At 62.5% G+C, this 25,316-nt stretch carries 24 protein-coding genes and 1 tRNA gene; 19 read left to right on the plus strand and 6 right to left on the minus strand.

The genetic code is table 11. The features are described from left to right. Window positions 1-20 precede the first annotated feature (20 nt). The 4 genes from nusG to AC0L30_RS05770 form a co-directional block, all read right to left on the minus strand. The gene (nusG, locus tag AC0L30_RS05755) at window positions 21-575 is read right to left on the minus strand and encodes a transcription termination/antitermination protein NusG (protein ID WP_007602985.1); all 555 of its coding nucleotides are present in this window, start codon (window positions 573-575) and stop codon (window positions 21-23) included. Then, window positions 575-766, minus strand: a complete 192-nt coding sequence (gene secE, locus AC0L30_RS05760) for a preprotein translocase subunit SecE (protein ID WP_007602984.1) — start codon at window positions 764-766, stop codon at window positions 575-577. The genes nusG and secE overlap by 1 nt, the downstream gene beginning before the upstream one ends. Window positions 767-1,143: 377 nt before the next feature. Further along, window positions 1,144-2,436, minus strand: coding sequence for a methyltransferase domain-containing protein (locus AC0L30_RS05765; RefSeq protein ID WP_473403960.1), 1,293 nt, complete (start codon window positions 2,434-2,436; stop codon window positions 1,144-1,146). Window positions 2,437-2,488: 52 nt separating this feature from the next. After that, window positions 2,489-3,076: an SIS domain-containing protein gene (locus AC0L30_RS05770; protein WP_354158606.1), complete on the minus strand. Its 588-nt coding sequence runs from the start codon at window positions 3,074-3,076 to the stop codon at window positions 2,489-2,491. 162 nt (window positions 3,077-3,238) lie between these two features. On the opposite strand from AC0L30_RS05770, the gene AC0L30_RS05775 reads away from it, so the two are divergent. From AC0L30_RS05775 to AC0L30_RS05860, 18 genes are all read left to right on the plus strand, one after another. Then, the gene (locus AC0L30_RS05775; protein ID WP_473403961.1) at window positions 3,239-4,267 is read left to right on the plus strand and encodes an SDR family oxidoreductase; all 1,029 of its coding nucleotides are present in this window, start codon (window positions 3,239-3,241) and stop codon (window positions 4,265-4,267) included. Between the two features lie 83 nt (window positions 4,268-4,350). Beyond that, window positions 4,351-5,922 carry a PfkB family carbohydrate kinase gene (locus AC0L30_RS05780; protein WP_473403962.1) on the plus strand — a complete coding sequence of 524 codons (1,572 nt, stop codon included), beginning with the start codon at window positions 4,351-4,353 and terminating at the stop codon, window positions 5,920-5,922. 27 nt (window positions 5,923-5,949) lie between these two features. Beyond that, entirely contained in the window at window positions 5,950-6,951 is a 1,002-nt protein-coding gene (locus AC0L30_RS05785; protein ID WP_473403963.1) for an NAD-dependent epimerase/dehydratase family protein, read from the plus strand. A 5-nt stretch (window positions 6,952-6,956) separates the two neighbouring features. After that, on the plus strand, window positions 6,957-7,568 hold the full coding sequence (locus tag AC0L30_RS05790; RefSeq protein WP_473403964.1) for an HAD family hydrolase: 612 nt from the start codon (window positions 6,957-6,959) through the stop codon (window positions 7,566-7,568). Beyond that, window positions 7,565-8,593 (plus strand): phosphotransferase, encoded by a 1,029-nt coding sequence (locus tag AC0L30_RS05795; protein WP_473403965.1) that lies wholly within the window; start codon window positions 7,565-7,567, stop codon window positions 8,591-8,593. The genes AC0L30_RS05790 and AC0L30_RS05795 overlap by 4 nt, the downstream gene beginning before the upstream one ends. Next, window positions 8,590-9,438, plus strand: coding sequence for a transketolase (locus tag AC0L30_RS05800; RefSeq protein WP_473403966.1), 849 nt, complete (start codon window positions 8,590-8,592; stop codon window positions 9,436-9,438). Before AC0L30_RS05795 ends, AC0L30_RS05800 begins: the two co-directional genes overlap by 4 nt. A 10-nt stretch (window positions 9,439-9,448) precedes the next feature. After that, window positions 9,449-10,408 (plus strand): transketolase family protein, encoded by a 960-nt coding sequence (locus AC0L30_RS05805; RefSeq protein ID WP_473403967.1) that lies wholly within the window; start codon window positions 9,449-9,451, stop codon window positions 10,406-10,408. Between the two features lie 8 nt (window positions 10,409-10,416). Beyond that, on the plus strand, window positions 10,417-11,523 hold the full coding sequence (locus AC0L30_RS05810; protein ID WP_473403968.1) for a DegT/DnrJ/EryC1/StrS family aminotransferase: 1,107 nt from the start codon (window positions 10,417-10,419) through the stop codon (window positions 11,521-11,523). Beyond that, on the plus strand, window positions 11,513-12,631 hold the full coding sequence (locus tag AC0L30_RS05815) for a DegT/DnrJ/EryC1/StrS family aminotransferase (RefSeq protein ID WP_473403969.1): 1,119 nt from the start codon (window positions 11,513-11,515) through the stop codon (window positions 12,629-12,631). Before AC0L30_RS05810 ends, AC0L30_RS05815 begins: the two co-directional genes overlap by 11 nt. After that, window positions 12,628-13,434, plus strand: a complete 807-nt coding sequence (locus tag AC0L30_RS05820) for a sporadic carbohydrate cluster 2OG-Fe(II) oxygenase (RefSeq protein WP_007602949.1) — start codon at window positions 12,628-12,630, stop codon at window positions 13,432-13,434. Before AC0L30_RS05815 ends, AC0L30_RS05820 begins: the two co-directional genes overlap by 4 nt. Further along, a complete protein-coding gene (locus AC0L30_RS05825) occupies window positions 13,427-13,819 on the plus strand; it encodes an LIC12192 family sporadic carbohydrate cluster protein (RefSeq protein WP_473403970.1) in 393 nt (130 codons plus the stop codon). Before AC0L30_RS05820 ends, AC0L30_RS05825 begins: the two co-directional genes overlap by 8 nt. Window positions 13,820-13,844: 25 nt before the next feature. Further along, on the plus strand, window positions 13,845-14,510 hold the full coding sequence (locus AC0L30_RS05830; protein ID WP_007602947.1) for a class I SAM-dependent methyltransferase: 666 nt from the start codon (window positions 13,845-13,847) through the stop codon (window positions 14,508-14,510). After that, a complete protein-coding gene (locus AC0L30_RS05835) occupies window positions 14,488-15,108 on the plus strand; it encodes a WbuC family cupin fold metalloprotein (protein WP_007602946.1) in 621 nt (206 codons plus the stop codon). The genes AC0L30_RS05830 and AC0L30_RS05835 overlap by 23 nt, the downstream gene beginning before the upstream one ends. Further along, window positions 15,101-16,318: a class I SAM-dependent methyltransferase gene (locus tag AC0L30_RS05840; protein WP_473403971.1), complete on the plus strand. Its 1,218-nt coding sequence runs from the start codon at window positions 15,101-15,103 to the stop codon at window positions 16,316-16,318. Before AC0L30_RS05835 ends, AC0L30_RS05840 begins: the two co-directional genes overlap by 8 nt. Continuing rightward, window positions 16,311-17,519: a class I SAM-dependent methyltransferase gene (locus AC0L30_RS05845; protein ID WP_473403972.1), complete on the plus strand. Its 1,209-nt coding sequence runs from the start codon at window positions 16,311-16,313 to the stop codon at window positions 17,517-17,519. The genes AC0L30_RS05840 and AC0L30_RS05845 overlap by 8 nt, the downstream gene beginning before the upstream one ends. Beyond that, window positions 17,516-18,550 carry a Gfo/Idh/MocA family protein gene (locus AC0L30_RS05850; protein WP_219684105.1) on the plus strand — a complete coding sequence of 345 codons (1,035 nt, stop codon included), beginning with the start codon at window positions 17,516-17,518 and terminating at the stop codon, window positions 18,548-18,550. Before AC0L30_RS05845 ends, AC0L30_RS05850 begins: the two co-directional genes overlap by 4 nt. Window positions 18,551-19,100: 550 nt before the next feature. Further along, window positions 19,101-20,156 (plus strand): acyltransferase family protein, encoded by a 1,056-nt coding sequence (locus tag AC0L30_RS05855; protein WP_354212979.1) that lies wholly within the window; start codon window positions 19,101-19,103, stop codon window positions 20,154-20,156. A gap of 1,918 nt (window positions 20,157-22,074) precedes the next feature. Then, window positions 22,075-22,803 carry a site-specific integrase gene (locus tag AC0L30_RS05860; protein ID WP_473403973.1) on the plus strand — a complete coding sequence of 243 codons (729 nt, stop codon included), beginning with the start codon at window positions 22,075-22,077 and terminating at the stop codon, window positions 22,801-22,803. Between the two features lie 73 nt (window positions 22,804-22,876). Here the strand turns inward: AC0L30_RS05860 and AC0L30_RS05865 are convergent. Then, a tRNA-Trp gene (locus tag AC0L30_RS05865) sits at window positions 22,877-22,952 on the minus strand. A gap of 150 nt (window positions 22,953-23,102) precedes the next feature. Between AC0L30_RS05865 and AC0L30_RS05870 the strand changes: the two genes are divergently transcribed. Beyond that, window positions 23,103-24,356, plus strand: coding sequence for a serine hydrolase domain-containing protein (locus tag AC0L30_RS05870; RefSeq protein WP_473403974.1), 1,254 nt, complete (start codon window positions 23,103-23,105; stop codon window positions 24,354-24,356). Between the two features lie 164 nt (window positions 24,357-24,520). On the opposite strand, the gene AC0L30_RS05875 is transcribed toward AC0L30_RS05870, so the two are convergent. Then, window positions 24,521-25,288: an SDR family NAD(P)-dependent oxidoreductase gene (locus tag AC0L30_RS05875; RefSeq protein ID WP_007602936.1), complete on the minus strand. Its 768-nt coding sequence runs from the start codon at window positions 25,286-25,288 to the stop codon at window positions 24,521-24,523. Window positions 25,289-25,316 lie beyond the last annotated feature (28 nt).

Consider the following 25,316-nt stretch of genomic DNA (forward strand, 5'->3'; position numbering starts at 1 on the left):
GAAGCCTCACGCCTACCCGATCAGACCTTCTCGACCTGACCGAATTCCAGTTCGACCGGCGTGGCCCGGCCGAAGATCGACACCGCGACCTTCACGCGCGAGCGCGCCTCGTCGATTTCCTCGACCACACCCGAGAACGAGGCAAACGGGCCGTCGGCCACGCGCACGTTCTCGCCGATCTCGAACGACACCGACGCCTTCGGCCGCTCCACGCCCTCCTGCACCTGGTGCAGAATGCGCATGGCCTCGGCTTCCGAGATCGGCATCGGCTTGTTTTCCGCGCCGAGGAAGCCGGTCACCTTCGGCGTGTTCTTGATCAGATGGAACGCCTCATCGGTCAGCTTCATCTTCACCAGCACGTAGCCCGGGAAAAACTTGCGCTCGGCATCGATCTTGCGGCCGCGGCGCACTTCCGTGACCTTCTCGGTCGGGACCAGCACCAGCTCGAACAGCTCCTCGAGCCCGCGCTGCTTGGCCTGCTCGCGGATCGATTCGGCGACCTTCTTCTCGAAGTTCGAATAGGCGTGGACGATGTACCAGCGCTTGTCAGACAATTGAGCCGTTGCTGTTGCCATCAGTGAATGCCCAGAAGGAAGGTGATGAGGACGCGGATGATCTGGTCGGCGGCGAAGAAGAAGATCGAGGCCACGGCGACCATCACGAACACCATGATGGTGGTGATCGTGGTCTCGCGGCGGGTCGGCCAGGTGACCTTGGCGGTCTCCGAGCGCACTTCCTGCAAGAACTTGAACGGGCTGACTGCCATCGTTTGATGTCCAACGTCCGTCGACAGACGCGAATGAATTTCAGGGATCCGAACAGCCGCCGTTGGCCCAGCCCTCTGTCTCGAAGGATGAGCCGGAATCCGGGCTCGATTGTTCGGGGATTTCAAAGCCGCGCCGGAGATCCGCGTCTAACGGGCCGGCTGCGAGTGCGCGGTATCTACTGCGGATAGGGCCAAAGGTCAAGACAGGGAGGGCTGGCGCGAGCAAAACGACCTCCACAGGCGACCGACCAGAGATCAGGCCGATCAAGGGCTTATCTGCCGCCTGCAATCCGCCGTCCCAAGGGGCGCAGCCGGTTCCTGGCAGGACGAGACCACCGGGCCCCCTCACCTGCCGTCCCTTTTGACGACTCTCAAGGTCAGTCGGCCCGGTCGATCGTCGAAATGCCCGGCAACGGCACAACGAACTTTCCGCCCTCGGCGAAATAGCCGGCATGCTTGGCCCGGATCGGATCCACATAGCGCCAGGCGAAGACGACGACGAACGCCGGCTTGCGCTCGTAAAGGGCGGCGGGCGGCAGGATCGGGATATCGTATCCCGGACCGGCCATCACGTTCCCCTTCTTGGGATCGTCGTCCACCAGGAAGTCGATCTTGTTCTCCAGGCCGAACTGCGGCAGCAGCGTCGTGGTCCCGACCGAGACGCCGTAGCCGGCCACGAGTTGGCCGCGCGCATGGGCGGCATCGGCCATCGCGACCAACTCGTCGCGGATGGCGGCGATCCTCTTCGCGTAGGGCACATAGTAGCCCGGCTGGTCGACGCCGAGCCGATCTTCCTCGGCGATGAAGCGCGCGACCTCAGCGGACGGCTTCTTCGCGCCGCCGGCACGCTGCACCGTCACCCGGATCGAGCCGCCCTTGGTCTCGATGTGCTGGACGTCGATCAATTCCATGCCAAGCCGCGCGAAGAAGCGCGTCAGCGGCTTGATGTTAAAATACGACAGATGCTCGTGATAGACGGTGTCGAGAAGGTTCTTCTCGGTGACGTCGAGGCCATACTGCGTTTCGAAAACGAACAGCCCGTCCGGCGCAAGCACGTCGCGAACCCCGATCACCAGCGGGTCGAGATTGTCGACATTTGCGATCATGTTGTTGGCGATCACGACGCTGGCCGCGCCGTGGCTTTGCAGGATGCGGCGACCGATGGCATCGGTGAAGAAATCGCCGATGGTCTCGATTCCTGCTTCCGTCGCACGCCGCGCGATGTCGACGGCGGGATCGACACCCAGCACCCGCATGCCGCGCTCCCTGAAGAAACCGAGCAGCGATCCGTCGTTGCTGCCGAGCTCGACGACCAGCGAGCCCGGCGCGACGGCGAACCGGCTGACGACGTCGTTGGCATAGCCTGCGAAGTGCTCCCGCAGGCCAAGCGAGAGCGAGGTGGTATAGACGTAGTTGCGGTACTGGATCTCCGGATTGCCGACGTGGAGAATCTGCAGGTGGCCGCAGTCTGCGCACAGGTGCAGCGCCATCGGCACCGCGGCGCGAAAGACAAAATCGTCGGCGCTTGCATCCGGCACCTGGAAGTTCGGGGTGCCGATGGGCATGCCCGCCATCGGGACGACAAGCTCTTGCTTGTCCGAATGACAGAGGCGGCAGGTATGGCGCACGTAAAACAGGTTTTTCATCGTAGGACCGTAAAACGGAGACATGCGAGCGGGTGAGGCAATCTCACCCCGTGGTGATCAGATCGACGGCACCGCCTCAGGACGCCGGATATTCCGCGCCACCGATGATGAGGTCGATCGCGGCCATCATCCAGAACTGATGCGTGGTCTCGACGATGTTGTAGCTGCGGCTGTCGACGTAATAATTGACGTCGCCGAGATTGCGCAGCGGATTCTCGGCGTTCATGCCCGACAGCGTGATCACATCGAGCTTCATCGCCCGCGCCTGCGCGACCGCATTGAGAATATTCTTCGAGCGTCCCGACGAGCTGATCGCGACGAGGCAATCGCCGGCGCGGGCGCTCAGCCGCACAGCATGCGCAAGCCAGTCCTCGAAACCGTAATCATTGGCAAGACACGACATCATGCTGGCATCGCTGAAGCAGAGTGCGGGCACCGATGCGTTCTTCGCCAGATCGATCGCGAGATGGGAGGCGATGCCGGCCGAGCCTCCATTGCCGATGAAGATGACTCGGCCGCCCTGCTCGCGCGCGCGCAACCAAGCCGTGCGGGTGGCGGAAATCCTGGCGAAAACCCCGTCGTCAACCGCCGTCGCGCGATGGAGGCGCCCCACATAATCGTCGAGGAAGGCCTTGTGATCGGGATTGATGGGCTCCACAGGCATGGGTTGGCAGCTCGACGGCAACATGGCGCCCCTGATACCGGCTATCACCAGCGATTGCAAAGCTATATTACCATCGAAGTCGACCAACAGCCGATTCGGTTTCCACCTTCACTCAACATTGGCGGGCCTGTTTCGCTGGGCATTCGCATCACGGATGTTCCTATGAAATGCATCGTTACCGGTGGCGCGGGCTTCATCGGCAGTCACCTTGTCGACCGCCTCCTCGACGACGACCATGAGGTCGTCGCGCTCGACAATTTCGTGATCGGACGCCCCGAAAATCTGGCCTCGCGTGTCGATTCTGGTCGACTGAAGATCGTGCGGGCCGACGTCACCGAACTCGAATCGATCAAGCCGCATTTCGACGGCATCGACTGGGTGTTTCATCTCGCCGCGCTGGCCGACATCGTCCCCTCGATCGAGTCCCCGATCCCGTATCACCGCGCCAATGTCGACGGCACGGTCAACGTTCTCGAGGCTGCACGGCAGGCCGGCGTCAGCCGCTTCGTTTATGCTGCGTCGTCCTCCTGCTACGGAATTCCCGATGTCTATCCGACGCCGGAGAGCGCTGAGATCCGACCGATGTATCCTTATGCCCTCACCAAGAATCTCGGCGAGCAGTGCGTCATGCACTGGTGCCAGGTCTACAAGCTGCCCGCGGTCGCGCTGCGCCTGTTCAACGTGTACGGGCTGCGCCATCGCACCACGGGCACCTACGGCGCCGTGTTCGGCGTGTTCATGGCGCAGAAGCTCGCCGGCAAGCCCTTCACGGTGGTCGGCGACGGCGAACAGACCCGCGACTTCACCTTCGTCAGCGATGTCGCCGATGCTTTCGTGACCGCCGCGCGCTCCGAGGTCTCGAACGAGATTTTCAACGTCGGCTCCGACAACACCTACAGTGTCAACCGGCTGGTTGAGCTTCTCGGCGGCGACAAGGTCCACATTCCCAAGCGTCCCGGCGAGCCCGATTGCACCTATGCCGACATCACCAAGATCAAGCGGATCCTGAAATGGACGCCGAAGGTAAGATTTGAGGACGGGGTCGCGACGATGCTGAATTCGATGGATCAGTACAAGGACGCTCCCCTGTGGACAGTGGACAAGATCGCGGACGCCACGAAGGACTGGTTCAAATATCTCGCAGACAACAACGACGCGCCATCCGGCGCGCCGCAGAAGGCAAGCCAGTGAACAGGTTCGCCGGGTATCGTTGCCGCGAATCGATCAATTCCGGGCCGCCCGGCTGAGGCCGGCCGGCGCTTTAGGTAATTCACATGGGCTATATTCCGACCGACAATCCCGCGTTGAACGACCAACTGGCGGAGCACGAAAAGATCAAGACAATCGAGGAACTGGGCGAGATCGCGCGCTCCGCGCAAGCGCGGGGCCGGAAGGTTGCACTCTGCCATGGCGTCTTCGACCTCGTGCATCTCGGCCATATCAGACACATCCAGGCGGCGCGCAACGACGGCGACGTCGTCATGGTCACGATCACCGCCGACCGTTACGTCAACAAGGGACCCGGTCGGCCGATCTTCCCCGAAAACATGCGGGCCGAGATGCTGGCCTCGCTCGCGACCGTCGATTGGGTCGGCATCAATCACACTTCCAGCGCCGAGCCGATCCTGGATACGGTGCGGCCGGACATCTATGTGAAGGGGTCCGACTATGAAAACCCCGAAGACGACGTAACCGGCAAGATCCGGACCGAGCGCGACGCCGTCGAGCGTCACGGCGGGCGCATCGTGTTCACGCGCGACGTGACATTCAGCTCCTCGTCGCTGGTGAACCGGTATTTCGACATCTACGATCCTCCCCTCCGCGACTACCTGCAAAAAGTCCGTGAAGGTGGCGGCGCCGATCGCCTGCTGAAGCTGATCGACAAGGTGCAGGACATGCACGTCGTGCTGGTCGGCGACACCATCATCGACGAATACCAGTACGTCACGGCGCTCGGAAAGGCCTCGAAGGAAAACATCGTCGCCACGCTGTTCAAGAGCGGCGAGCAATTTGCGGGCGGTGTCATTGCCGCGGCGAACCATGTCGCGAGCTTCTGCAAGTCGGTGGAGGTCGTCACGACGCTTGGTGGCAACGACTACCCTGAGGAATTCATTCGGGCGCATGTCCGCCCGAACGTCACGTTGACGCCGATCCGCCTTCAGGGCCGTCCGACGACCCGCAAATCGCGGTACGTCGAGCTCGGATATCTGCACAAGCTCTTCGAAGTCTACACCATGGACGACACGCCGCTCGACGAGGCCGATCGGAAGGAGATCGACCGTATCACGACGGAGCGCGTCCGTGGCGCGGACGTGGTGATCGCCACCGATTTCGGTCACGGCATGATCGCGTCGAGCACGATCGACACCCTGATCGCCAACTCCAGATTCCTGGCGGTCAATGCCCAGAGCAACAGCGGCAATCACGGCTACAACCTGATCACGAGGTATCCGCGGGCCGACTACATCTGCATCGACGCGCCGGAGGCGCGTCTGGCTGCAAGCGACAAGTTCAGCGACATCGCGTCCGTGATCGAGGCCAGCTTGCACGGCAAGATCGACTGCGACAACATGATCATCACGCACGGCTCCTTCGGCTGCTACCCCTTCTCGTCGAAAACCGGCGTCACGCGCGTCCCCGCCTTCACCAAGACCGTCGTCGATACCGTCGGCGCGGGCGACGCCTTCCTAACGATCACCGCGCCGCTGGTTGCCGCCGGCGGCAATATCGAGGACGTCGCCTTCATCGGGAACGCAGCCGGCGCGATCAAGGTCGGGATCGTCGGCCACCGCAGCTCGGTCGAAAAGGTGCCGCTGGTCAAGTTCGTCACCGCGCTGTTGAAGTAGCGCGACGGCAGATACTGGAGAACGACAGTGATTGGTCGAAAATGGAATGTGATGGTCACCGGTGGTGCCGGCTATGTCGGTAGCGTGCTGGTTCCCCAGTTGCTCGCTGCGGGCCACAAGGTCACCGTGCTCGACCTGTTCATGTATGGCGAGGACGTGTTCGATGCCGTCCGCGACAATCCCAATTTGCGCCTGATCAAGGGTGACATCCGTGACGAAGCCGCGATCAACGAGGCCCTGCGCGGCAACAACGCCGTAATCCACCTCGCCTGCATCTCCAACGACCCGTCGTTCGAGCTGGACCCGGGGCTCGGCAAGTCCATCAACTACGACTGCTTCCGGCCGATGGTGCGCGCCGCAAAGAAGGCTGGCATCAAGCGCTTCATCTATGCCTCCTCGTCCAGCGTCTACGGAATCAAGGACGAAACCGAGGTGACCGAGGACCTGTCCTGCGAGCCGCTCACGGACTACTCGAAGTTCAAGGCGATGTGCGAGACCGACCTAGCCGACGAGGCCGCGTCCGGGTTCGTCGCCTGCACGGTTCGCCCCGCCACCGTCTGCGGCTACGCACCGCGACAGCGGCTCGACGTCGTCGTCAACATCCTGACTAATCTCGCGGTTAACACCGGCCGCATCCGCGTGTTCGGCGGAACGCAGCGCCGGCCCAATTTGCACATCCAGGACATGTCAGCCGCCTATCTGTTCCTGCTCCAGCTGGATGACGCAAAGATCGACGGCAAGACCTACAATATCGGCTACGAGAACCACTCGCTGATGAAGATCGCCGACATCGTCAAGTCGGTGGTCGGCAGCAATGTCGATGTCGTCGTCGAGCCGACCGACGATCTCCGCTCCTACCACGTCTCTTCGGAGAAGATCCGGCGCGAGCTCGGCTTTGCGCCGTCCCATACGATCGAGCAGGCCGTGTCCGGCCTCGTTGACGCTTTCAAGGCCGGCCACCTGCCGAACTCGCTTAACGACCCCCGGTACTTCAACATCAAGATGATGCAGAACATCAGCCTGAAGTGAGCGGCGTGCGGATCGGCATCGATTTCGACAACACGATCATCTGCTACGACAAGGTCTTTGCCGCCGTCGCACTTCAGCGTGGGCTGGTGCCGGAAGGGTGGGAGGGGCTGAAGACCGACCTACGGGATCATCTCCGGTCCAGCGCGGGCGGCGAGCTCGCCTGGCAAGGACTGCAAGGCTTCGTCTACGGCAAGGGAATTGGCGGCGCCGAAATCTATCCGGGCGTGCGGGAATTCCTGGTGGCGTGCAAGCGGGCCGGCTCGAAGGTCTGCATCGTCAGCCACAAGACCCGATTCGGTCATCAGGACCCCGACCGCACCGACCTGCGCGACGCGGCGCGCGGCTGGCTGCGGGGAGCCGGCCTGATCGACGCTTCGGATGCGGCGCTGGCCGTCGACGACGTCTATTTCGAGCACACACTGGCCGCCAAGGTCGAGAGGCTCGCGAGCCTGAAGCTGGACGTCTTCATCGACGATCTGGTCGACGTCTTCGAGCAACCGCATTTTCCGAAAACCACGCGATCGATCCTGTTCACGCGGTCGGAGCCTCCTCACCCCGAACACTGCAAGCCGATCGCGACATGGGCCGATATCCGCCGCGAGGTGTTTGCAGCATGAGCGAGACCGACATCACCGCGCCGGATGCGATGGCAATCGGCAGCCGCCTGGCCGGTGCGCGTGTCGCAGACGCCCAGCCGGCACGGTCCGGCGGCAACAACAGGGTTTTTCGGCTGGAGATGGCGGAGGGACCGCCCCTCGCCCTCAAGCATTATCGGTCCGACGGACGCGATCGCCTGGGACAGGAGTATGATGCACTCTCGTTCCTGGCGCGCCACGGCATCACGTCAACACCACGGCCGGTCGCGAAGGACGCGGATGCGTTCTGCGCGCTGTACCAATGGTTCGACGGCGAACCTGCGGTGCTGCGCCCCCAGCGCGACGATGCCGATCAACTCGCCGATTTCCTCATCGGGCTGCAGAAGCTGCGCGACGCCGAAGGCGCGCAGCATTTGCGCAACGCCTCAGCCAGCATCTTTTCGCCAGAAGCGGCCATCGCCCAGTACGAGCAGCGCCTGGACGCATTGAGGCGGGCATTGGATGATCATCCGGACCTGCGCACGTTTATCGAAGGCAGCCTGGTTCCCAGCACTGCCGTCGCGATTCGGCAGCTCCGCCGGCGCTACGCGGAACTGGGCCGGGATCCCTCGGTGGACCTTGCGCCCACCCATCGCGCGCTGAGTCCGTCCGACTTCGGACTGCACAACGCGCTGCGCGCCGAAGACGGGCGCTTGCGATTCATCGACCTCGAATATTTTGGCTGGGACGATCCGGTCAAGCTCGTGTCCGACACCGCCATTCACCCCGGCAGCGACCTGCCGGAAGCGAGCGCGAATCGCTTGATCGAACGGCTGTCGCGCGCCTTCGAGGCGAGCGATGACGCGTTTGCGATCCGCCTTGACGTACTATATCCTGTGTTCAAGGGAATCTGGTGCCTGATTGTCCTGAACGCGTATTTGCCGGACAGCCGCTCCCGGCGCGCAATGCCTGCGCAAGGTGGCGATGTTAGGATCCGCCTCGCCGGTCAGCTCGACAAAGCCCGCCGACTTCACCAGACGATTCGCCCAACCGATTTACCGAAGTGACCCGGACCTCACCCCACGCTGAAGCCGCCCTCGCCTGCACGCTGGATGAGCGCAGCCTCTATCTGCGCCGCCTGGTGCTCGGTTCTGTCCGCTCTGCGGGACGCGGACATGTCGGTCCGGCATTGTCGCTGATCGAGATGGTCCGCGTGCTCTACGACGACGTGCTGCGGATCGATCCGAGCAATCCGCGCGATCCGACCCGCGACCGCGCGATCCTCAGCAAGGGACACGGGTGTCTGGCACTCTATGCGCTCTTGGCCGATCGCGGATTCTTTCCGCTGTCGGAGCTGGACGGTTTCTGCGGCCCCGACAGCATTTTGGGCGGACATCCCGAATACGGAATGGTGCCGGGGGTCGAGGCCTCGACCGGCGCGCTCGGACACGGACTGTCGATCGGTGTCGGCCTGGCGCTCGCCGCGCGCATGCGCGAGCGGACCTACCGTACCTTCGTCCTTCTCGGCGACGGCGAGATCAACGAGGGATCGGTGTGGGAAGCTGCCATGGGCGCGGCCAAGCACGGGCTCGACAATCTTGTCGCGCTGATCGACTACAACAAGCTGCAGAGCTACGGGCCCACCGATTACGTCCTGCCGCTGGAGCCGCTCGCGGACAAATGGCGCAGCTTCGGCTTTGCCGTGCAGGAGCTCAACGGCCACGACGTCGGCGCCCTGCGCACTGTCCTGAAGCAGGTCCCGGCCGTTCCGGGAAAACCCACAGCGATCATCTGCCATACCGTCAAGGGCAAGGGTCTGCCGGCCGCGGAATCCAACGCGGATTGGCATCACAAGAACAAGCTCACCGACAGCGAGCTCGACGCCATCCGCGTCGCCGTCGGGGATTTTTGATCGGCTTCTCATGCGCAACACCGCGATGAACATGGTCCACAAGCTCGCCGCGCGCGACGAGCGTGTGCTCTACATCGGCTCCGATCCCGGCGCAGGTACCTTGCGCGCGATGAGCAAGGAGTTTCCCAAGCGCCACCTGATCGAAGGCATTTCGGAAGCGCACATCATCGGCATGTCGGCCGGTCTCGCGATGGAAGGCTTCGTGCCCTACGTCAACACCATCGCCACGTTTCTGACCCGCCGCTGCTACGAGCAGGTCGCGGTCGATCTGTGCCTGCACAATCTGCCGGTGCGGTTGATCGCCAATGGCGGCGGGCTCGTCTACGCCCCGCTCGGCCCCACCCACCAGGCGATCGAGGATATCGCCATCATGCGGGCGCTGCCGAACATGACGGTGGTCTGCCCGTGCGACGCCGACGAAGCGGCGCGGCTGTTGGGGCAAACGCTCGACTGGACCGGGCCGATCTACATCCGGCTCGGCAAAGGTGGCGACGCCGTAGTCTCAAAGGCCGAGCACGGCTTCGAGATCGGTAAGGCCATCCTGATGCGGCCGCCAGGCGACGTCGTCATGATCACGACAGGCATCATGCTCCAGCGGGCACTCGCTGCGGCCGACCTGCTGGCCGCGCAAGGCATTCGCGCCGGCATCCTGCACATGCACACGGTCAAGCCGCTCGACACCAAGGCGCTGCTGCAAGCGATCCGGGGTATCAGGCTAGTGGCGACGCTGGAGGAGCACGTGCCCTCGGGCGGCCTGGGCAGCGCGGTCGCGGAGACGCTGATCGACAAGCTCGGCTCTGGCCTGCCCGCGATGCTGCGGTTGTCGTTGCCGGACCGGTTCATGCACAATTACGGATCGCAGGACTCGCTGCTGAAGAAGCACGGACTTTCCGCCGACGCCATTGCGACCTCGATCGCGCGCGCGCTTCCCGCCTCATACACCTCCTCTCCGCAACTTCATTCCACCTGACGGGTCCCATGCACGACGTTCGATATTCCTATCTGCTCGAGCAATTCTCCGATCCAGCACCGATCCTGGCCGAGATCGGCCGACTGGTGGCGACGGGTGACTTCACTCTGGGCAAGCCGGTCGCGGAATTCGAACGGCGCTTTGCCGAGCTGATCGGCGTGCGTCACGCCATCGGCGTCGGATCGGGCACCGATGCGCTCAAGCTGCCGCTCAAGGCGCTCGGCATCGGCCATGGGGACGAGGTCATCACGGCCGCCAACACCTTCATCGCCACCGTCGGCGCCATCGCCGAGACCGGCGCGACCCCGGTGCTGGCCGACTGCGAAGACTCCTTCTGCATGAACGTCGACTACGTCGAAGCCGCGATCACGGAGAAAACCAAGGCGATCATGCCGGTTCAATTGACCGGCGAGGTCACCGACATGGGCAGGCTGATGGCGATCGCCCAGCGTCACAACATCCCCGTGGTCGAGGATTCCTGCCAGGGCATCCTGTCGGAATTCGCGGGAAAGCGGTCCGGCACCCACGGTATCGCGGCCGGCTTCTCCCTGCATCCGCTGAAGAACCTCAACGTCTGGGGCGATGCCGGCGTCGTCGTCACCAACGACGACGGGATGAACGAGCGGCTTCGCCTGATCCGCAACCACGGCATGAAGAATCGCGACGAAATCGCGATTCTCGGCTGCAATTCGCGGCTCGATTCCCTCCAGGCGGTCGTCGGCAACTGGCTGATCGGCCAGACCAGCGAGATCACGCGCCGTCGAATCGAGAACGCGGCCTATTACGATGCAGGCCTCGCGTGCCTGCCCGGCCTGCGCATTCCGCCGCGCCGGCCTAACGTGAAGCACGTCTACCATCTCTACATGGTGTTCGCCGAGCGCCGCGACGAGCTCTACAAACACTGCCTGGACAACGGCATCGAAGCGAAGATCCACTATCCCATCCCGCTGTATCAGCAGGAAGGCCTCAAACACCTCGGCTACGCGCCAGGCACCTTCCCGGTCACCGACCGCCATGCCCGGGAAGTCATCAGCTTCCCCGTCGACCAGCATCTGACACGGGCGCAGCAGGACCGCGTCATCGAGATCGTTCGGGCGTTCTGCCATGGACGCTGACACCGGCCGCCGGCGCATCGGTTACGTCAATCTTCCCGCCCAATTCGAGGAAGAGCGCGTTGAGATCATGCAGGCAGTCGAGGGCGTATTCCGGCGCGGCGATTTCATCGGCGGCGCGGCCATTGCCAAGTTCGAAGAGGAGCTCACCACTTATGTCGGCTCGCCGCATGTGGTGACGCTGAATTCCGGCACCGATGCGCTGATCCTGTCCTTGAGGGCGCTCAACATTGGTCCCGGGGACGAGGTGATTACCCCACCCAATTCGTTCGTGGCATCGACCGCGGCCATCATTGCCGTCGGCGCCAAGCCCGTGTTTGCGGATGTGCTGCCGGACCAGAATATCGATCCCGCCGCAGTTGAGGCCGCCGTCACCTCGCGCACCAAAGCGATCATGCCGGTGCACCTGACCGGACGCATGGCGGACATGAACCCGCTGATGGCGATCGCGGCCAAGCACGCTCTCGCCGTGATCGAGGACAGCGCGCAGGCCGTCGGCTCGACCTATGACGGGCGGATGAGCGGGACCATCGGAACGTTCGGCTGCTTCTCCGCCCACCCGCTGAAGAACCTCAATGCCGCGGGCGACGCCGGCTTCGTCGTCACCGCCGACGCCGAGCTTGCCGCGAGAATTCGCCGCCTGCGCAATCATGGCCTGATCAATCGCAGTGACGTCCAGGAATGGGGCATCGTGTCACGCCTCGACACGGTCCAGGCCGAGGTGCTCCGGATTCGCTTGCGTCACCTGCCCTCTGTCATCGAACGCCGGCGTCGCAACGCCGCGCAATACCGCGCCGAGCTCGCCGGCCTTCCCCTGTTCATCCCGGTTTGTCGCAACATCGAGTTCAACACCTTCCACACCTTCGTCGTGCAGACGGACCGTCGCGATAGCTTCCAAAAATATCTTGCCGACAAAGGTATCGAGACCGCGATCCACTATCCGGTACCGATCCACCTCCAGGAGGCGGCTGCGCATCTTGGCCACGGTCGCGGCGCGTTCCCGGCGACCGAGCGGCAGGCAGATCAGATCCTCACGCTCCCCATCAACCAGTTCCTCTCGACCTCGGACATCAGCTATATTTGCGCGACCGCCCGGGAGTACTTTGCATGACGGACACGGCTTTCCTCGAGGCCGATGAGCAGGCATTGGCGCAACGTTTCATCGATGACGGCTTCGTCACCACGCCGGCCGACGATCGCGCCGGGCTCGACCGGATCCAGCGGCGCGCCGCCGAGCTCGCGGCGGACTTTTTGAAGCTGCCACACGGCAACGACCCCTACGCGATGCTCGACACCATCCACACGCGGGTGAGCGTCGATGATCTCAACGGCCTGCGGCTGCACGTCTTCAACGGCCTCAATGCAGAACCCTGGTTCCGGCCGACCTATTTCCGTCTGGCGCGCTCGACGATCGAGACCATCGTCGGCAACGAACTCTGCATGCAGCGCCGCGTCAATCTCAGCATCCAGCTGCCCGGAGACGATTCGTCGCTCCTCGCCACCCATTCCGACGTCTGGTCGGGCGACTCGCCGTTCGAGGTCGTGGTGTGGGTACCGCTGGTCGACGTCCACCGCACCAAATCGATGTATCTGCTGCCGCCATCCCTGAACGGCGACATGCAGGACCGGATGGCCAGCCTGCGCAGCGCCGAGGAACTCTACCAGACCATCAAGCCGCACGCGACCTTCATCGAGATTCCCTACGGTCACGTGATGCTGTTCAACCAGACCCTGATGCACGGCAATCGCGTCAACGAGGAAGCCGGCTCGCGTTGGAGCATGAACTGCCGCTTCAAGAGCATCATGTCGCCCTATGCGGACAAGCGATTCGGCGAATTCTTCGAACCGATCCTGCTACGTCCGGCGACCCGCGTCGGCATGCAATACAAGCTCCCGGGAGGCTTCCATGGCTGAGCGAGCCGGCCATCGCGGCTATATCGGCGCCCGGCCGCTGAACGGCAGCCGCACCCCGCAGCACGTCCAGAACATCGTGATCCGCGACTACGCGCGGCGGAAGAACCTGCATTATCTGCTCAGCGCCGCCGAGCACACTATGCCCGGCAGCTACATGGTGCTCGAGGACATCCTGGACGAGTTGCCTCGATTGCGCGGCTTGATTCTCTACAGCATCTTCATGCTGCCGCCCGACGAGGCAAGGCGGCGGGAGATCTATGACCGCGTGCTGAGCGAGGGCTGCGACCTGCACGCGGCCGTCGAGGAGATCACGCTGTCCTCGCACGACAACATTCAGGCCGTCGAGGACATCCTGCTCGTCAACAAATTCGCGACCATCCTGTGACGATGCCGCGGACCGGTTGAAAACAATGACCGAGATCAACCTGCTCCAGCCAATGCACGCATCGACCAAGCGGCACTACGTTCAGCGGGTCGTCGAGCACGACAAGGCGGAATCTGCCACTGTCGCGCGGCAATGGGGACGCGACTACTGGGACGGCGACCGCCGCTATGGCTATGGCGGTTATAGCTACGACGGACGGTGGCGGCCGCTCGCCCAGACCCTGATCGACCGCTACGGCATCAAGCCCGGGATGAGCGTGCTCGATGTCGGCTGCGGCAAGGGCTATTTGCTCTACGAATTCACCCAACTCGTCCCTGGCCTCACCATCGCCGGCATCGACATCTCCGACTATGGCATCGCCAATGCCAAGGAAGAGGTGCGACCGCAATTGAAGGTCGGCAGCGCCGTCGAGCTCCCCTACCCCGACCACAGCTTCGATCTCGTGGTGTCGCTCGGCGTGCTCCACAATCTTCCGCTCGAGGACGTCTTCCGCGCCGTGTCGGAGATCGAGCGCGTTGGACGCGGCACCTCGAAATATCTGATGGTGGAATCGTTCCGCGACGAGCGCGAGAAGGCGAACCTGCTCTACTGGCAGCTCACCTGCCTGAGTTTCCATGGTCCGAAAACCTGGGCCTGGATCTACGACAAATGCGGCTACCGGGGCGACCATGGGTTCATCTTCTTCGAATGAAGCAACGGGCCTGCGCCGGCCGGCCTCGCTGCGAGCGCAAAATCTTGAAGTGTATTATTCGGACGACGCCATCGTCACGGCGGACGACGCCACGATCGCGGAACTGAAGCGCATCGCCGCAGGCAATCCGCGTCTGCGCAGCCGGCTGTGCATGCATCCCGATCCCTCGTCCGGCCTGCACGAGATGCTGATCGTGCATCATCGCGAGGCCTATGTGCGGCCTCACAAGCATTTTGGCAAACCTGAGTCGTTTCATTTGATCGAGGGTACCGCGCAGGTCGTGATCTTCGAGGACGACGGCCACATTCGCGACGTGCTAGAGATGGCGCCGTACGGTCGGGGCGCGCTCTGCTACTACCGGATGCCCGAGCAGGTGCTTCACTCGATCCTGATCACCTCGGAGTGGCTGGTGTTTCACGAAACCACCGCCGGTCCGTTCGATCCCTCCCGCACGGCGTTTCCCGACTGGGCTCCGGATGGCGGCGATGCCGCGGAAGTGCAGGACTATGTCACTAGGACCGGTGCGCTCGCCGCGAAGCATCTGGCCCATCGCCATACTTCACGAGCCATTCCAGCAGAGGTTGCTACCGATGACTAATCATTGCCGCCTCTGCCATTCGACCAATTTGCGCCCGGTCATCGACCTCGGACAGATGCCGATTGCGCATCGGCTTCGGCACAGCCGCGACGAACAGGACGAACGATATCCGTTCGAGGTGTTCGCCTGCGGCGAGTGCGGCCTGCCCCAGATCGTGAAGCCGATCGATCCCGACATTCTGTATCGGCAGTTCAACTACAATTTCAGCAGCTGGAAGCCGGAGCCGCACCAGGTCGACGAACTCGACACCATCGCCAAATTCTCGAGCCACCAATCCGTGTTCGAGATCGGATGCAACGACGGCCTGTTCATGGACAGGCTTCGCGAACGCGGCGCGAAGGTTTTGGTGGGCGTCGAGCCCAACCCGGTGTCCGGCAAGATCGCCCGCGAGCGTGGCGTCAAGGTCTATGCCGACATGATCAGCCCGGCGCTGTCTCACGACGCGGTTGCCGAGGCCGGCAAGTTCGACCTCGTCGTGTCGCGCCAGGTGCTGGAGCACATCGTCGATTTCGAGAACTTTTTCGACTGCGTGAAAATCGCGCTACGCGACGACGGGCTGCTGTTCATCGATGTGCCTGATTTCGCGCCCGGCTCGACGGCGGGCGACCTCTCCGTCCTGTGGGAGGAGCACGTCAGCTATTTCACCGAGCCGACGCTGCTGTCGCTGCTGGCGCGCCACGGCTTCGAGGCGGTGTCGGTGAAGAAGTACAATTTCAGCGGCGGCAGCCTCGCGATTGCAGCGCGACGCGCGACGCGCGACGTGACGACGCCGGCCGCGCCGGCCGGCGTCGGCGAGAAATTCGGTCGGCGCGCCAGGGAGTACGGCGCGCGTCTTCGCCCGATCCTCGCCAAGGCCCGCGCCGACGGCGCCGAGATTGCCATCTACGGCGCCGGCTGCCGCGCCTGCACCTTCACCAATGCCCATGAATTTGCGGATCTTGTCGACCTCTCGGTCGACGACCAGAAGGAGCGCCAGGGCTTGTTCCTGCCCGGCACCGGCATTCCGATCCGCCCGCCGGAGGACCTCGCCGGCAAGTCGGAGCCGCTCGTCTGTCTTCTGGCCGTGAACCAGGAGAACGAAGACAAGGTCGGCAGCCGGCTGCGTGAAAACGTGAAGCGTCCGCTCCACATCGTTTCGATCTTCGCGCCCTCCGACATCTGGAGCGAGCTCGATCGTCTCGAGGCGGCCGCAGGGTCGCGGCATGGCTGAGGACAAGCTCTTCAACTATTACGAACGTCAGGACGTCCTACCGACGTTCGGGAATTTCAAATCCGCCGCCGAACTCGAAGCCTATGCCGGCCTGCGGCGCGAGTTGTTTTCGGACAAGCTGGTGCTGCCGCCGCGGTTGTTCCGCGACGCCGACATGCTCGAATTCGGCCCTGATTCCGGCGAGAACGCGCTCGTGTTTGCGAGCTGGGGCGCGAACATGACGCTCGCCGAGCCGAACCGGCATGCGCACGCAAAAATCCAGGCTTACTTCGCGCATTTCAGCCAAGCCCAACGTCTCCGCGAACTCGTGTCGTTCGACGTCGAAGGATTTCGTAGCGATCGTCGTTTCGACATTATCGATGCCGAAGGATTCATCTACACGGTGCAGCCGACTGAAAATTGGCTCGGCATCTTTCACCGGCTGCTCAATCCGGACGGTTACGCCGTCGTTTCCTACTACGAGCGCTACGGCGGCTTCTTCGAGCTCGCGCTCAAGGCGATTCATGCGGCCGGCAAGGCACTGACGGGCCGTCCCGGGCTCGAGACGGCGAAGCTGCTGTTCGACGCGAAATGGAACAGCATTCCGCACACGCGCAGCTTCGAATCCTGGCTGATGGACGTGCTCGAGAACCCTTTCGTCCGGCACCGCTACTTCCTCGACGCGGGGGCCTTGTGCACGGCGGCGCACGAGCAGGGGTTCGATATCTGTTCGGGGTGGCCCGTCTATCGCGACAGCCTGGACGTCTACTGGCACAAGAAGGTCCTCTCCGACGACGAGAAGCTGCGCCGCGCGACGCGTTACCTCGGTCGCAGCCGTCTGAGCTTTCTCGGCGGACGGAAGCTCTATCTGGCCGGCAAGACCGAAGCGGTCGAGGCGATCTCGGCTTCGATCGAGACACTGGTTCTCGATGTCGATGCGATGATCGACGATCCCTTCGGCGCCAGCCTGCCCCGTGTGATCGCGAACCTCGCGTCACTGCGCGAGACGATACCGGCGACGGACATTCTTGCCGACGATGCGTCCGACATCGACGCCATCATCGCGACCCTCGACAGCTTCCATCGCATCTTTGACGCGATCGGGCGACGGGATGCGTCCACAGTCACCGCCCTCACCCAGTCAGACCGGGCGTTCATCAACACCTGGGGACAGCCGGCGCATTTCCTCGTTCTCCGGAAACGCTTCGAGGGTCCTAGGTGAGGCCGGGCATTGGCATCATCGGAACGGGCATGGTCGGCCAGATGTGCCACCTCGCCAATTTCGCCGCGAACCCCGCCTGCCGCGTTGTCGCGATCGCGGATCTCCGGCCTGATCTCGCCGCCGCAGCGGCGCAGAAATTCGACATCGCGCGGGTCTACGGCACGCACCGGGAATTGCTGGCGGATAGCGAGGTGTCGGCCGTCGTCGTCGTTACGAAGCGTCGCGCCACCGGCCCGATCGTGCTGGATGCGTTGAACAGCGGCCGCCATGTGCTGTCGGAAAAGCCGATGGCCTACACCGCGGCTCAGGCCGTTGCGCTGGCCGAGGCGGCGCGGCGGCACAACCTCGTCTACAGCATCGGCTACATGAAGCGTCACGACGCCGGCGTGGCGCGCGCGCTGGCCGAGTTGGCGCGCCTGCGAACGGATCAGTCGCTTGGACGCATTGTCGGCGCGCGAGGCTGGTGCTTCGGCGGCAGCACTGGCCGGTCGCAGGACAATTTCGTCATGACCGGCGAAGTGCGGCCGGACGGGCTCGAGCTCTGGCAGGACGGCCCAGACTGGATGCCGGGCGTGATGCTACCCGGCTACGACAATTTTTTGAATGTGTTCAGCCATATCATCAACCTCGCGCGTTACATGCTCGGATCGTCACCGACAGTCGCGGAAAGCACCATCGAGAGCTCGGGCGCGGCGACCGTGACGCTCGACTTCGACGGCGTCGCCTGCGCGCTGCAACTCGCGAACGGATCCGAAGGCGTCTGGCGCGAGGGGCTGAGCATCGCGTTCGAGCGGGGCGCGCTGACCATCGAATTGCCCCCGCCTTTTGCCGAGCAGGAGGCGGAGGTCATCCTCGATCAGCAAGGACAACGCACGCAATTGCGGCGCGACACGAGCTGGGCGTTTCGGCGTCAAGCCGATGCATTCGTCGCCGATATCGTGGAACGGAGGACGCCGCTGGCTTCCGGCGCAGAGTCTGTGGCCGATATCGCCCTTGCGGAGGCGATCTGGAAACGGCAGGTCATCGCCTAGGGCTCACGCCATCTAGCAATATCCAGCCGATCGCTGATCGCCACATCCTAGCTAAGCGTTTGATTTCGCTGGCAGGAGTGGCAGGGCTCGAACCTGCGACCCCCGGTTTTGGAGTACGGGCGGCATCGTATCATCCGGTGCCGCCAAATTCGTTTGCGTAATGAAATCAAGCGGCTCTCCTCGCCCCCTGATCCACCCTATCCGTTCAGTTCTGTCCTGTACTTTCGCCTTTGGGGTCCGGGATTGGGTCCAGCAGCGGCCAGCCTCGGCGCGATAGTTCGCTGCCATCTCGAGCCTGCCGGCTCCTCCGGCATGGTCGCGTCGGCCGCCAGCTCAATGCAAAGCCGCTCGAATGCCCGTAGCTTGTCGATGATGCGCTGATCTCGCCCCATGCGGCGGCTCAGGATCCCACGGGTGGTCGCCGTCAAGTCTAGGAGTCCGCCCATGGCCCGGGCCACACAGACAGTGTCGGCCAATGCAGTACATTGCGCTGCTTTTTTCGTTCGAATAAGTTGCGGCAATGAATCCGCGGGCCGGGAATTTCGATCTGATGCGGCTCGTCGCCGCTTCCCTTGTGTTTTGGTCGCACCAGTATCAAATTACAGGGTTCCCTGAGCCCGCCGTGCCGTGGGTTGGCTCGCTGGGTGGATTTGCAGTCTTCGCCTTCTTTGCGATTAGCGGTTATTTGAATTCTCTAAGCGTGGTCCGATCGCGTTCGTCGGCGCAATTCCTCATCAGTCGCGCGTTTCGAATTTTTCCTGCTCTGATCGTTTGCGTCTCTTTGTGCGTCCTGATGGGTGCTGTCGTCACAACCCTCCCGTTAAGCGATTACTTTGCTCCGCCAGGTTTGGGATTCAATGGTCGAAACACGCCATTTTCGTTCTTATGGCGGGACTCGATTCTCTTCTTCGGGTTGGATTACAAGCTTCCGGGAGTTTTCGAGTCGAGCCTAGGCACAACTGAGGTGCTAACACCGCTCTGGACGCTTCCCCAGGAGGCAAAGCTCTATGTCTGTTTGGCCATCGTTGCATTAGTTTGCCGGTTCGATGCCCGCGCCATTGGAGGCGCCGTTTTTGTTGTTCTTGGCGGCTTTGCAATCTCCGGCATTTGGAGCGAGCTATTGCCGATCTGGCTCGGCGAGCGGGGCCTGACATGCGCAATTCTTTTCGCCGGTGGGGTCGGCGTTGCTCTGTTAGAACGTTGCCTAACGAAGACGATTGCAGTTGCCTGCTTTACGTCGATCGCGGTGTTGCTCCTGTGGTGTGGCCATAAAGAAACCTTTGCACTCGTGGCGATCGCACCGGTCTGTGTCGTACTAAACACTATCCCGCTGCCCCGGTGGACTGCGCCCAAGCTCGATATCTCGTATGGCGTCTATCTCTATGCTCTTCCAATACAACACCTAACGTCAGACCTGCCTTTAAGCTTCTGGAGCAAGGGCCTTTTCGCTTTCATGGTCACGCTCCTGATGGGTACACTTTCGGCGCTATTGATCGAGCAGCCTATGCTTCGAGTGCGAAAGCGGATCCGTCCATTGTCTTGGCAAGGCAGTTTATGGCCCGCATCGCCGAGCATGGTGCCCGATCTAAAACACGTCAAAGATTAGCGCGACGCATCTTTCCTTCTTCTTGATTTAATCGTGGACCCGACCGCGCTTTCCCACACCCAGCACGAAGTAGCTCGCGCTTTACTAGGTCAAACGGATCGGCAATTTGGTAGTCCGCATGTGACTAGCCGTGCTCGGTGACTGATCCTATATCTTGCGACAACTTCCACCGCGGGTTCGATTGTTAATGCGTTACAGCCCTTTGTTATGCTTGCTCCTGACTGCCTGCTCTTCAATTTGGGCCGATACGTCGGGGCCCGTGCCAGAGTTACAGCCGGTGCAAGCACCCAACCAAGAAACGATAGAAAAGGGCGTTCAGATTGCCGCCAAAGCAGCAAAGCTAGCTATGCCGCTTGAGGTCTCAGCCCTACGGAAGGCTGACCACGGGCCAGGAGATTACTTTGTCTGCCTGCGAGAGGCGAACCCGTTGCCCGACAAGCCACGCCCAACGTATTCCGTGTTCTTCGATGAGGGTTACAAGGACTTGCGATTGTCCGTCATTCTGGAAAACTGCGAGCAACAGCAGTATTCGAGCGCGAACTTGGGCGAGTTTAAATTGCACTACCCAGGAAGATAGAGCGCAACGAATAGCGCTAGGCCGGCAAGTAGGGACGTTCCTGTTTAGCTGAAGTCGAGTTGAACGATGGCTTACTTAAGTGTGGCTTCGCGGTTTGCGCGGTCCGACTGCTGAGATCTGGCGAGACCACAGCGAAATTTACCGCAAACGATCAGAGGATCGAGCCCTCGCAGTCCGCGAGCTCACTGATACTGAGGCACACAAGCCTCTTGATCGCTTGGCCAGGAAATATCCGCTCGACCAGCCAGTCGATTGACGCAAATTGGCGTTGATCTGACCATGCCGCCAACTGAGGCGGCTTCTGGGTGTTCCGCTTATAAATACACGCGGTGGGAACAAACGAAGGTTTATTATTATCACGATCTGTTCTCGCCCGGAGAACAGCGGGGCCGCCAGGTGAACCGGCCGGCCACTTACGCTGGCATTTTAGCTAGCGAGAAGCTTTCACACGCGCAGCATCTAGATCGGCCTTTATCTGCGGCATTGCCGCACCAGCGGGTTCTCTACTTGGCGGCGGCTCGTTGAGGTCTCGCGCCCATGGTGCCCCAGCGCGAATAGCTGACGGCGAGTTGGAATCAGTTGAATGCGCGCAAGCTGAGATGAGGAGACCGCAGAGGGTCAACGAACCTGCCCACATAAGGACATGGATGCGCATTGACTCATCCAACCGATTGCCGAAGAATCGATCCTCACATTATAGCACTAGTTCGCCCTGGGAGAGAGGCCCGCCAGCGAACCGGCGGGCCGTACGGCTTACTGCGGAGGCTTCTTCGTCGCGGTTGGCGGTTTCGCTGTGCCGCTCTTCGGGGTACCATAATTCGCTGTGGTACGAGAGCCATAGCCCCCAGGCTTACCATCCATTTTGTTAGCCGATGCCGGCGATGTCATGAACCCGGCGGCGATCACGGCGCCTCCGAATGCAAGAATTACGAACAGGGCAAAAGCTCTCATAATCGACATTTGCTGCTCCCAATATACGTTGTTCAAAATTCGCCACGCGAAATGCGCGTAGCTCGAGCAACGTATTCCAGAGCAAATGGATCGGCGAGTCTTTCCTGTAGGCATCCGAACGAACCGGCCGCCTCCAACGAGAGACAAGGGCGTTGCCCCGGCACAGGTAGCAAGTGAGTGCGGCGCTAACTCATTCCGAACAGAAAAACCCGCCGGCTCCGGTAGCCGACGGGTTCTCAATGCCCATGCGTACCGCGGTACTCGTCACCAATCCGCGATGGTACATCGTAAAGCGGTACCCATTGACGTCAGGTTACCGCTTCAACCGCCGACGGTGCGTCATCAGCCGCTGCCGGTCTCGCTTTCGGTGGATCCTGCGCCGGCGCTTCATTGTGCCCCCCGCTTTCCGTACTTCGCAATCTCACGAAGCGACAAGCGAACGGTCTGGAGGAGATCCTCAAATCGCTGGTGAGCGGCTTCAAGCCGTCGGCGACGATGTATGTCCCGATCGCGGTCGACGCCTCTACGGGTGTCCGGCGCAACGAATTGCTCGCCTTTCGTTGGACGGACTTTGACGCCCAGGCGAAGACGCTCAGGGTCGAGCGTGCGCTGGAGGTGACCAAGAAGTTCGGGGTTCGGTATAAGGTGCCCAAGACATGGCGGGGCAAGCGCACGATCCCCCTGGACGATGGAACGGCCGCGCTGCTTACGGCGGAGCGGGAGAAGCACCAGCGCGTGTTGGCGGGCATCCCTGACGGCGCCGTCGTCGACCTGAGCCTCGTCCGGCTGCCGGATGACGCTCTGATCTTCCCGGGTGCGCCGGGCCCCGGCGAGAGCTTCGACTTCGCCAAGCCACGGGATCCAAGTGCGTTCTCGAAGTCGTTTCGCCGCGGTGCAGACGCGCTCGGCTTCGTCGGGTTCGAGTTTCACCACCTGCGCGGCACACACGCTACCCTGCTCCTGGACAAGGGCATGCCGGTGCACACCGTGGCCGAGCGCATCGGCGACGAGCCGGCGGTCCTCCTCAGGAACTATGCGAAGCGCAAGCGCAAGCAGACGGCCGACACCTCGGTCGCGACAGTCATCAACGCCATCTCTGCCGGAATTCTTGGGTCCTAAGCCGCTTGGGTCCAGCTTGGGTCCAGTTCAGCGTCTGTTCGAGGCAAACAACCGCTTAAGCCATTGAAATATCTGGCAGGAGTGGCAGGGCTCGAACCTGCGACCCCCGGTTTTGGAGACCGGTGCTCTACCAATTGAGCTACACTCCTACGGACCCTGCGTTGCCGCCCGGATCAGGCCGCTTTGAAGCACAGGGGGCGGCCGGATTGCAAGGGTGAAGCGCGCTGGCCTCGCTTGTTTGTGCCGCGCCTTCTGGGCCACAGTCCGCTCCGAACAATAATAAGTAACTGGGAGTGCCCATGACTGCCCAAGCCTTTGCGACCGCCCAAGCGTCCCCGACAGCCGCCCACCGCCCCTCGACCTCGCCGAAGACCCCGCCTCTGCCGGAATCCCGCCCTGAGACGCTGGGGCTGTCGCGCACCCGCCTCCAGGCCATGTCGGACGCCTTCAAGCGCGAGATCGACAATGGAACCGTGCCGGGCGTCACCGTGCTGGTGGCACGGCACGGCCAGGTCGGCTGGTTCGAGGCGCTCGGCCGGCAGAGCCCGACGGGCTCGGCGCCGATGGCGCATGATTCGATCTTCCGCATATTCTCGATGACCAAGCCGATCGTGTCGGTCGGCATCATGACGCTGGTCGAGGACGGCCACCTGATTCTTGCCGACCCCGTCGCGAAATTCATTCCGGAGTTCGCCGATCAAAAGGTCGGCATGGTCAGCGGCGGCAAGCTGGAACTGGTTCCGCCGAAACGCCCGATGTCGGTGCAGGATCTTCTCCGCCACACCTCTGGCCTGACCTACGAGCACCAGGGCGACGGCCCCGTGCACAAGATCTACCAGGAGTCGCGGGTGCGCAGCCGCAAGATCACCAATGCCGAGCACGCCACCCTGGTGGCGAGCTTCCCGCTGGTCTGCCATCCCGGCGACGAGTTCAACTACAGCCGCTCCACCGACATCCTCGGTCGCATCATCGAAATCGTCAGCGGCAAGTCGCTCGGCACCTACCTCTCCGAGCGCATTCTCGCGCCCTTGCAGATGGCCGAGACCGGTTTTGCGACAGCGGAGGCCAATGTCGGCCGGCTCGCCGAGCCGTTCGCGGCCGATCCCTGGACCGGCGACAAGGTCGCGCTGTTCAACATGCTCGAGCAGCCAATCATGGAGTCCGGCGGCGGCGGCCTCGTCTCCACCACCATGGACTATGCCCGTTTCGCGCTGATGCTGCGCAATGGTGGCACGCTCGACGGCAACAGGATCATCGGCCGCAAGACGCTGGAGCTGATGGCCTCCGATCATCTCGGGCCTCACGTCGTGACCAACGGCACTCTGCTGTCGCCCGGCCACGGCTTCGGCCTCGGCTTCGCGGTGCGCCGCGAAGCCGGCATCGCGCCCTTCCCCGGCAGCGTCGGCCAGTTTTTCTGGAGCGGAATTGCGGGGACGTTCTTCTGGATCGATCCGAAGGAGGATCTGTTCGTCGTGTTCATGAGCCAAGGCCCGGGACAGCGCGATTTTACGCGGACGCTGGTGCGGTATCTGGTGTACGCGGCGGTGGATTGAGGGCTTCGCCTGATCGCAGCGTCGCACCTCCACACTCTCTGTCATGCCCCGCGAAGGCGGGGCATCCGGTACTCCGTGTCGGATGTGGTGAGAGCGAGCTCTCCAACGCAGGCCGCGGAGTGCTGGATCGCCCGCCTTCGCGCGCGATGACACCTACTGGGGCCTCAGCTGATCGTCGCGCCGCCGTCGATCACCATGGTCTGGCCGGTCATGAAGTCGCCGGCCTTCGAGCCCAGGAACACCGCAGCGCCCGCGATCTCGTCGGGGATGCCGATGCGCAGCAGCGGCGAACGCGCGGTCGAGGCTTTCAGATTCTCCGGATTGTCCCACAACGCTTTCGCGAAATCGGTCTTGATCAAGCCGGGCGCGATGCAGTTCACGCGGATGTTGTGCGGGCCGTATTCGCAAGCCAAATTGCGCGCGAGCTGCATGTCGGCGGCTTTCGAGATCGCGTAGGCGCCGAGGATGGTCGAGCCTTTCAGGCCGCCGATCGAGGAGACGATGATGATCGAGCCATCTTTCCGCTCGATCATCTGCGGCACCACCATCGAGATCAGCCAGTTGTTGGCGACGATGTTGTTGTCCAGAATCTTCCTGAACTGATCGTCGGAGATGCCGGCGAGCGGGCCGTAATACGGGTTCGACGCGGCGTTGCAGACCAGCACGTCGATCTTGCCGAAGGCGCGGTTGCTCTCGTCGATGAGGTTTTGCAGGTTTTCCTTCGACGAGATGTTGGCGGCGATCGCCACTCCCGTGCCCTTGCCGAACTTGTCGTTGATGCCCTTCGCGACCTGGTCGCAGACGTCGGCCTTGCGCGAGGAGATCACCACCTTGGCGCCGTGCTCGGCCATACGCTCGGCGATCGCAAGCCCGATGCCGCGCGTCGAGCCGGTGATGACGGCGACTTTCCCCTTCATGTCGAACAAGGTCATGTTTCTCTCCCAGATTGATCTTCATGTT

Source organism: Bradyrhizobium sp. MI1.11, assembly GCF_055811255.1.

Bases quoted from the DNA above. Each gene is read 5' to 3' on its own strand.
- AC0L30_RS05840 (WP_473403971.1), top strand. From the start codon at position 15,101: ATGACTAATCATTGCCGCCTCTGCCATTCGACCAATTTGCGCCCGGTC.
- AC0L30_RS05845 (WP_473403972.1), top strand. From the start codon at position 16,311: ATGGCTGAGGACAAGCTCTTCAACTATTACGAACGTCAGGACGTCCTA.
- AC0L30_RS05765 (WP_473403960.1), bottom strand. From the start codon at position 2,436: ATGTCTCCGTTTTACGGTCCTACGATGAAAAACCTGTTTTACGTGCGC.
- AC0L30_RS05815 (WP_473403969.1), top strand. From the start codon at position 11,513: ATGGACGCTGACACCGGCCGCCGGCGCATCGGTTACGTCAATCTTCCC.
- AC0L30_RS05770 (WP_354158606.1), bottom strand. From the start codon at position 3,076: ATGCCTGTGGAGCCCATCAATCCCGATCACAAGGCCTTCCTCGACGAT.
- AC0L30_RS05830 (WP_007602947.1), top strand. From the start codon at position 13,845: ATGACCGAGATCAACCTGCTCCAGCCAATGCACGCATCGACCAAGCGG.
- AC0L30_RS05780 (WP_473403962.1), top strand. From the start codon at position 4,351: ATGGGCTATATTCCGACCGACAATCCCGCGTTGAACGACCAACTGGCG.
- nusG (WP_007602985.1), bottom strand. From the start codon at position 575: ATGGCAACAGCAACGGCTCAATTGTCTGACAAGCGCTGGTACATCGTC.
- AC0L30_RS05825 (WP_473403970.1), top strand. From the start codon at position 13,427: ATGGCTGAGCGAGCCGGCCATCGCGGCTATATCGGCGCCCGGCCGCTG.
- AC0L30_RS05820 (WP_007602949.1), top strand. From the start codon at position 12,628: ATGACGGACACGGCTTTCCTCGAGGCCGATGAGCAGGCATTGGCGCAA.
- AC0L30_RS05775 (WP_473403961.1), top strand. From the start codon at position 3,239: ATGAAATGCATCGTTACCGGTGGCGCGGGCTTCATCGGCAGTCACCTT.
- AC0L30_RS05855 (WP_354212979.1), top strand. From the start codon at position 19,101: ATGCGGCTCGTCGCCGCTTCCCTTGTGTTTTGGTCGCACCAGTATCAA.
- AC0L30_RS05810 (WP_473403968.1), top strand. From the start codon at position 10,417: ATGCACGACGTTCGATATTCCTATCTGCTCGAGCAATTCTCCGATCCA.
- secE (WP_007602984.1), bottom strand. From the start codon at position 766: ATGGCAGTCAGCCCGTTCAAGTTCTTGCAGGAAGTGCGCTCGGAGACC.
- AC0L30_RS05795 (WP_473403965.1), top strand. From the start codon at position 7,565: ATGAGCGAGACCGACATCACCGCGCCGGATGCGATGGCAATCGGCAGC.
- AC0L30_RS05870 (WP_473403974.1), top strand. From the start codon at position 23,103: ATGACTGCCCAAGCCTTTGCGACCGCCCAAGCGTCCCCGACAGCCGCC.
- AC0L30_RS05835 (WP_007602946.1), top strand. From the start codon at position 14,488: ATGGGTTCATCTTCTTCGAATGAAGCAACGGGCCTGCGCCGGCCGGCC.
- AC0L30_RS05805 (WP_473403967.1), top strand. From the start codon at position 9,449: ATGCGCAACACCGCGATGAACATGGTCCACAAGCTCGCCGCGCGCGAC.
- AC0L30_RS05875 (WP_007602936.1), bottom strand. From the start codon at position 25,288: ATGACCTTGTTCGACATGAAGGGGAAAGTCGCCGTCATCACCGGCTCG.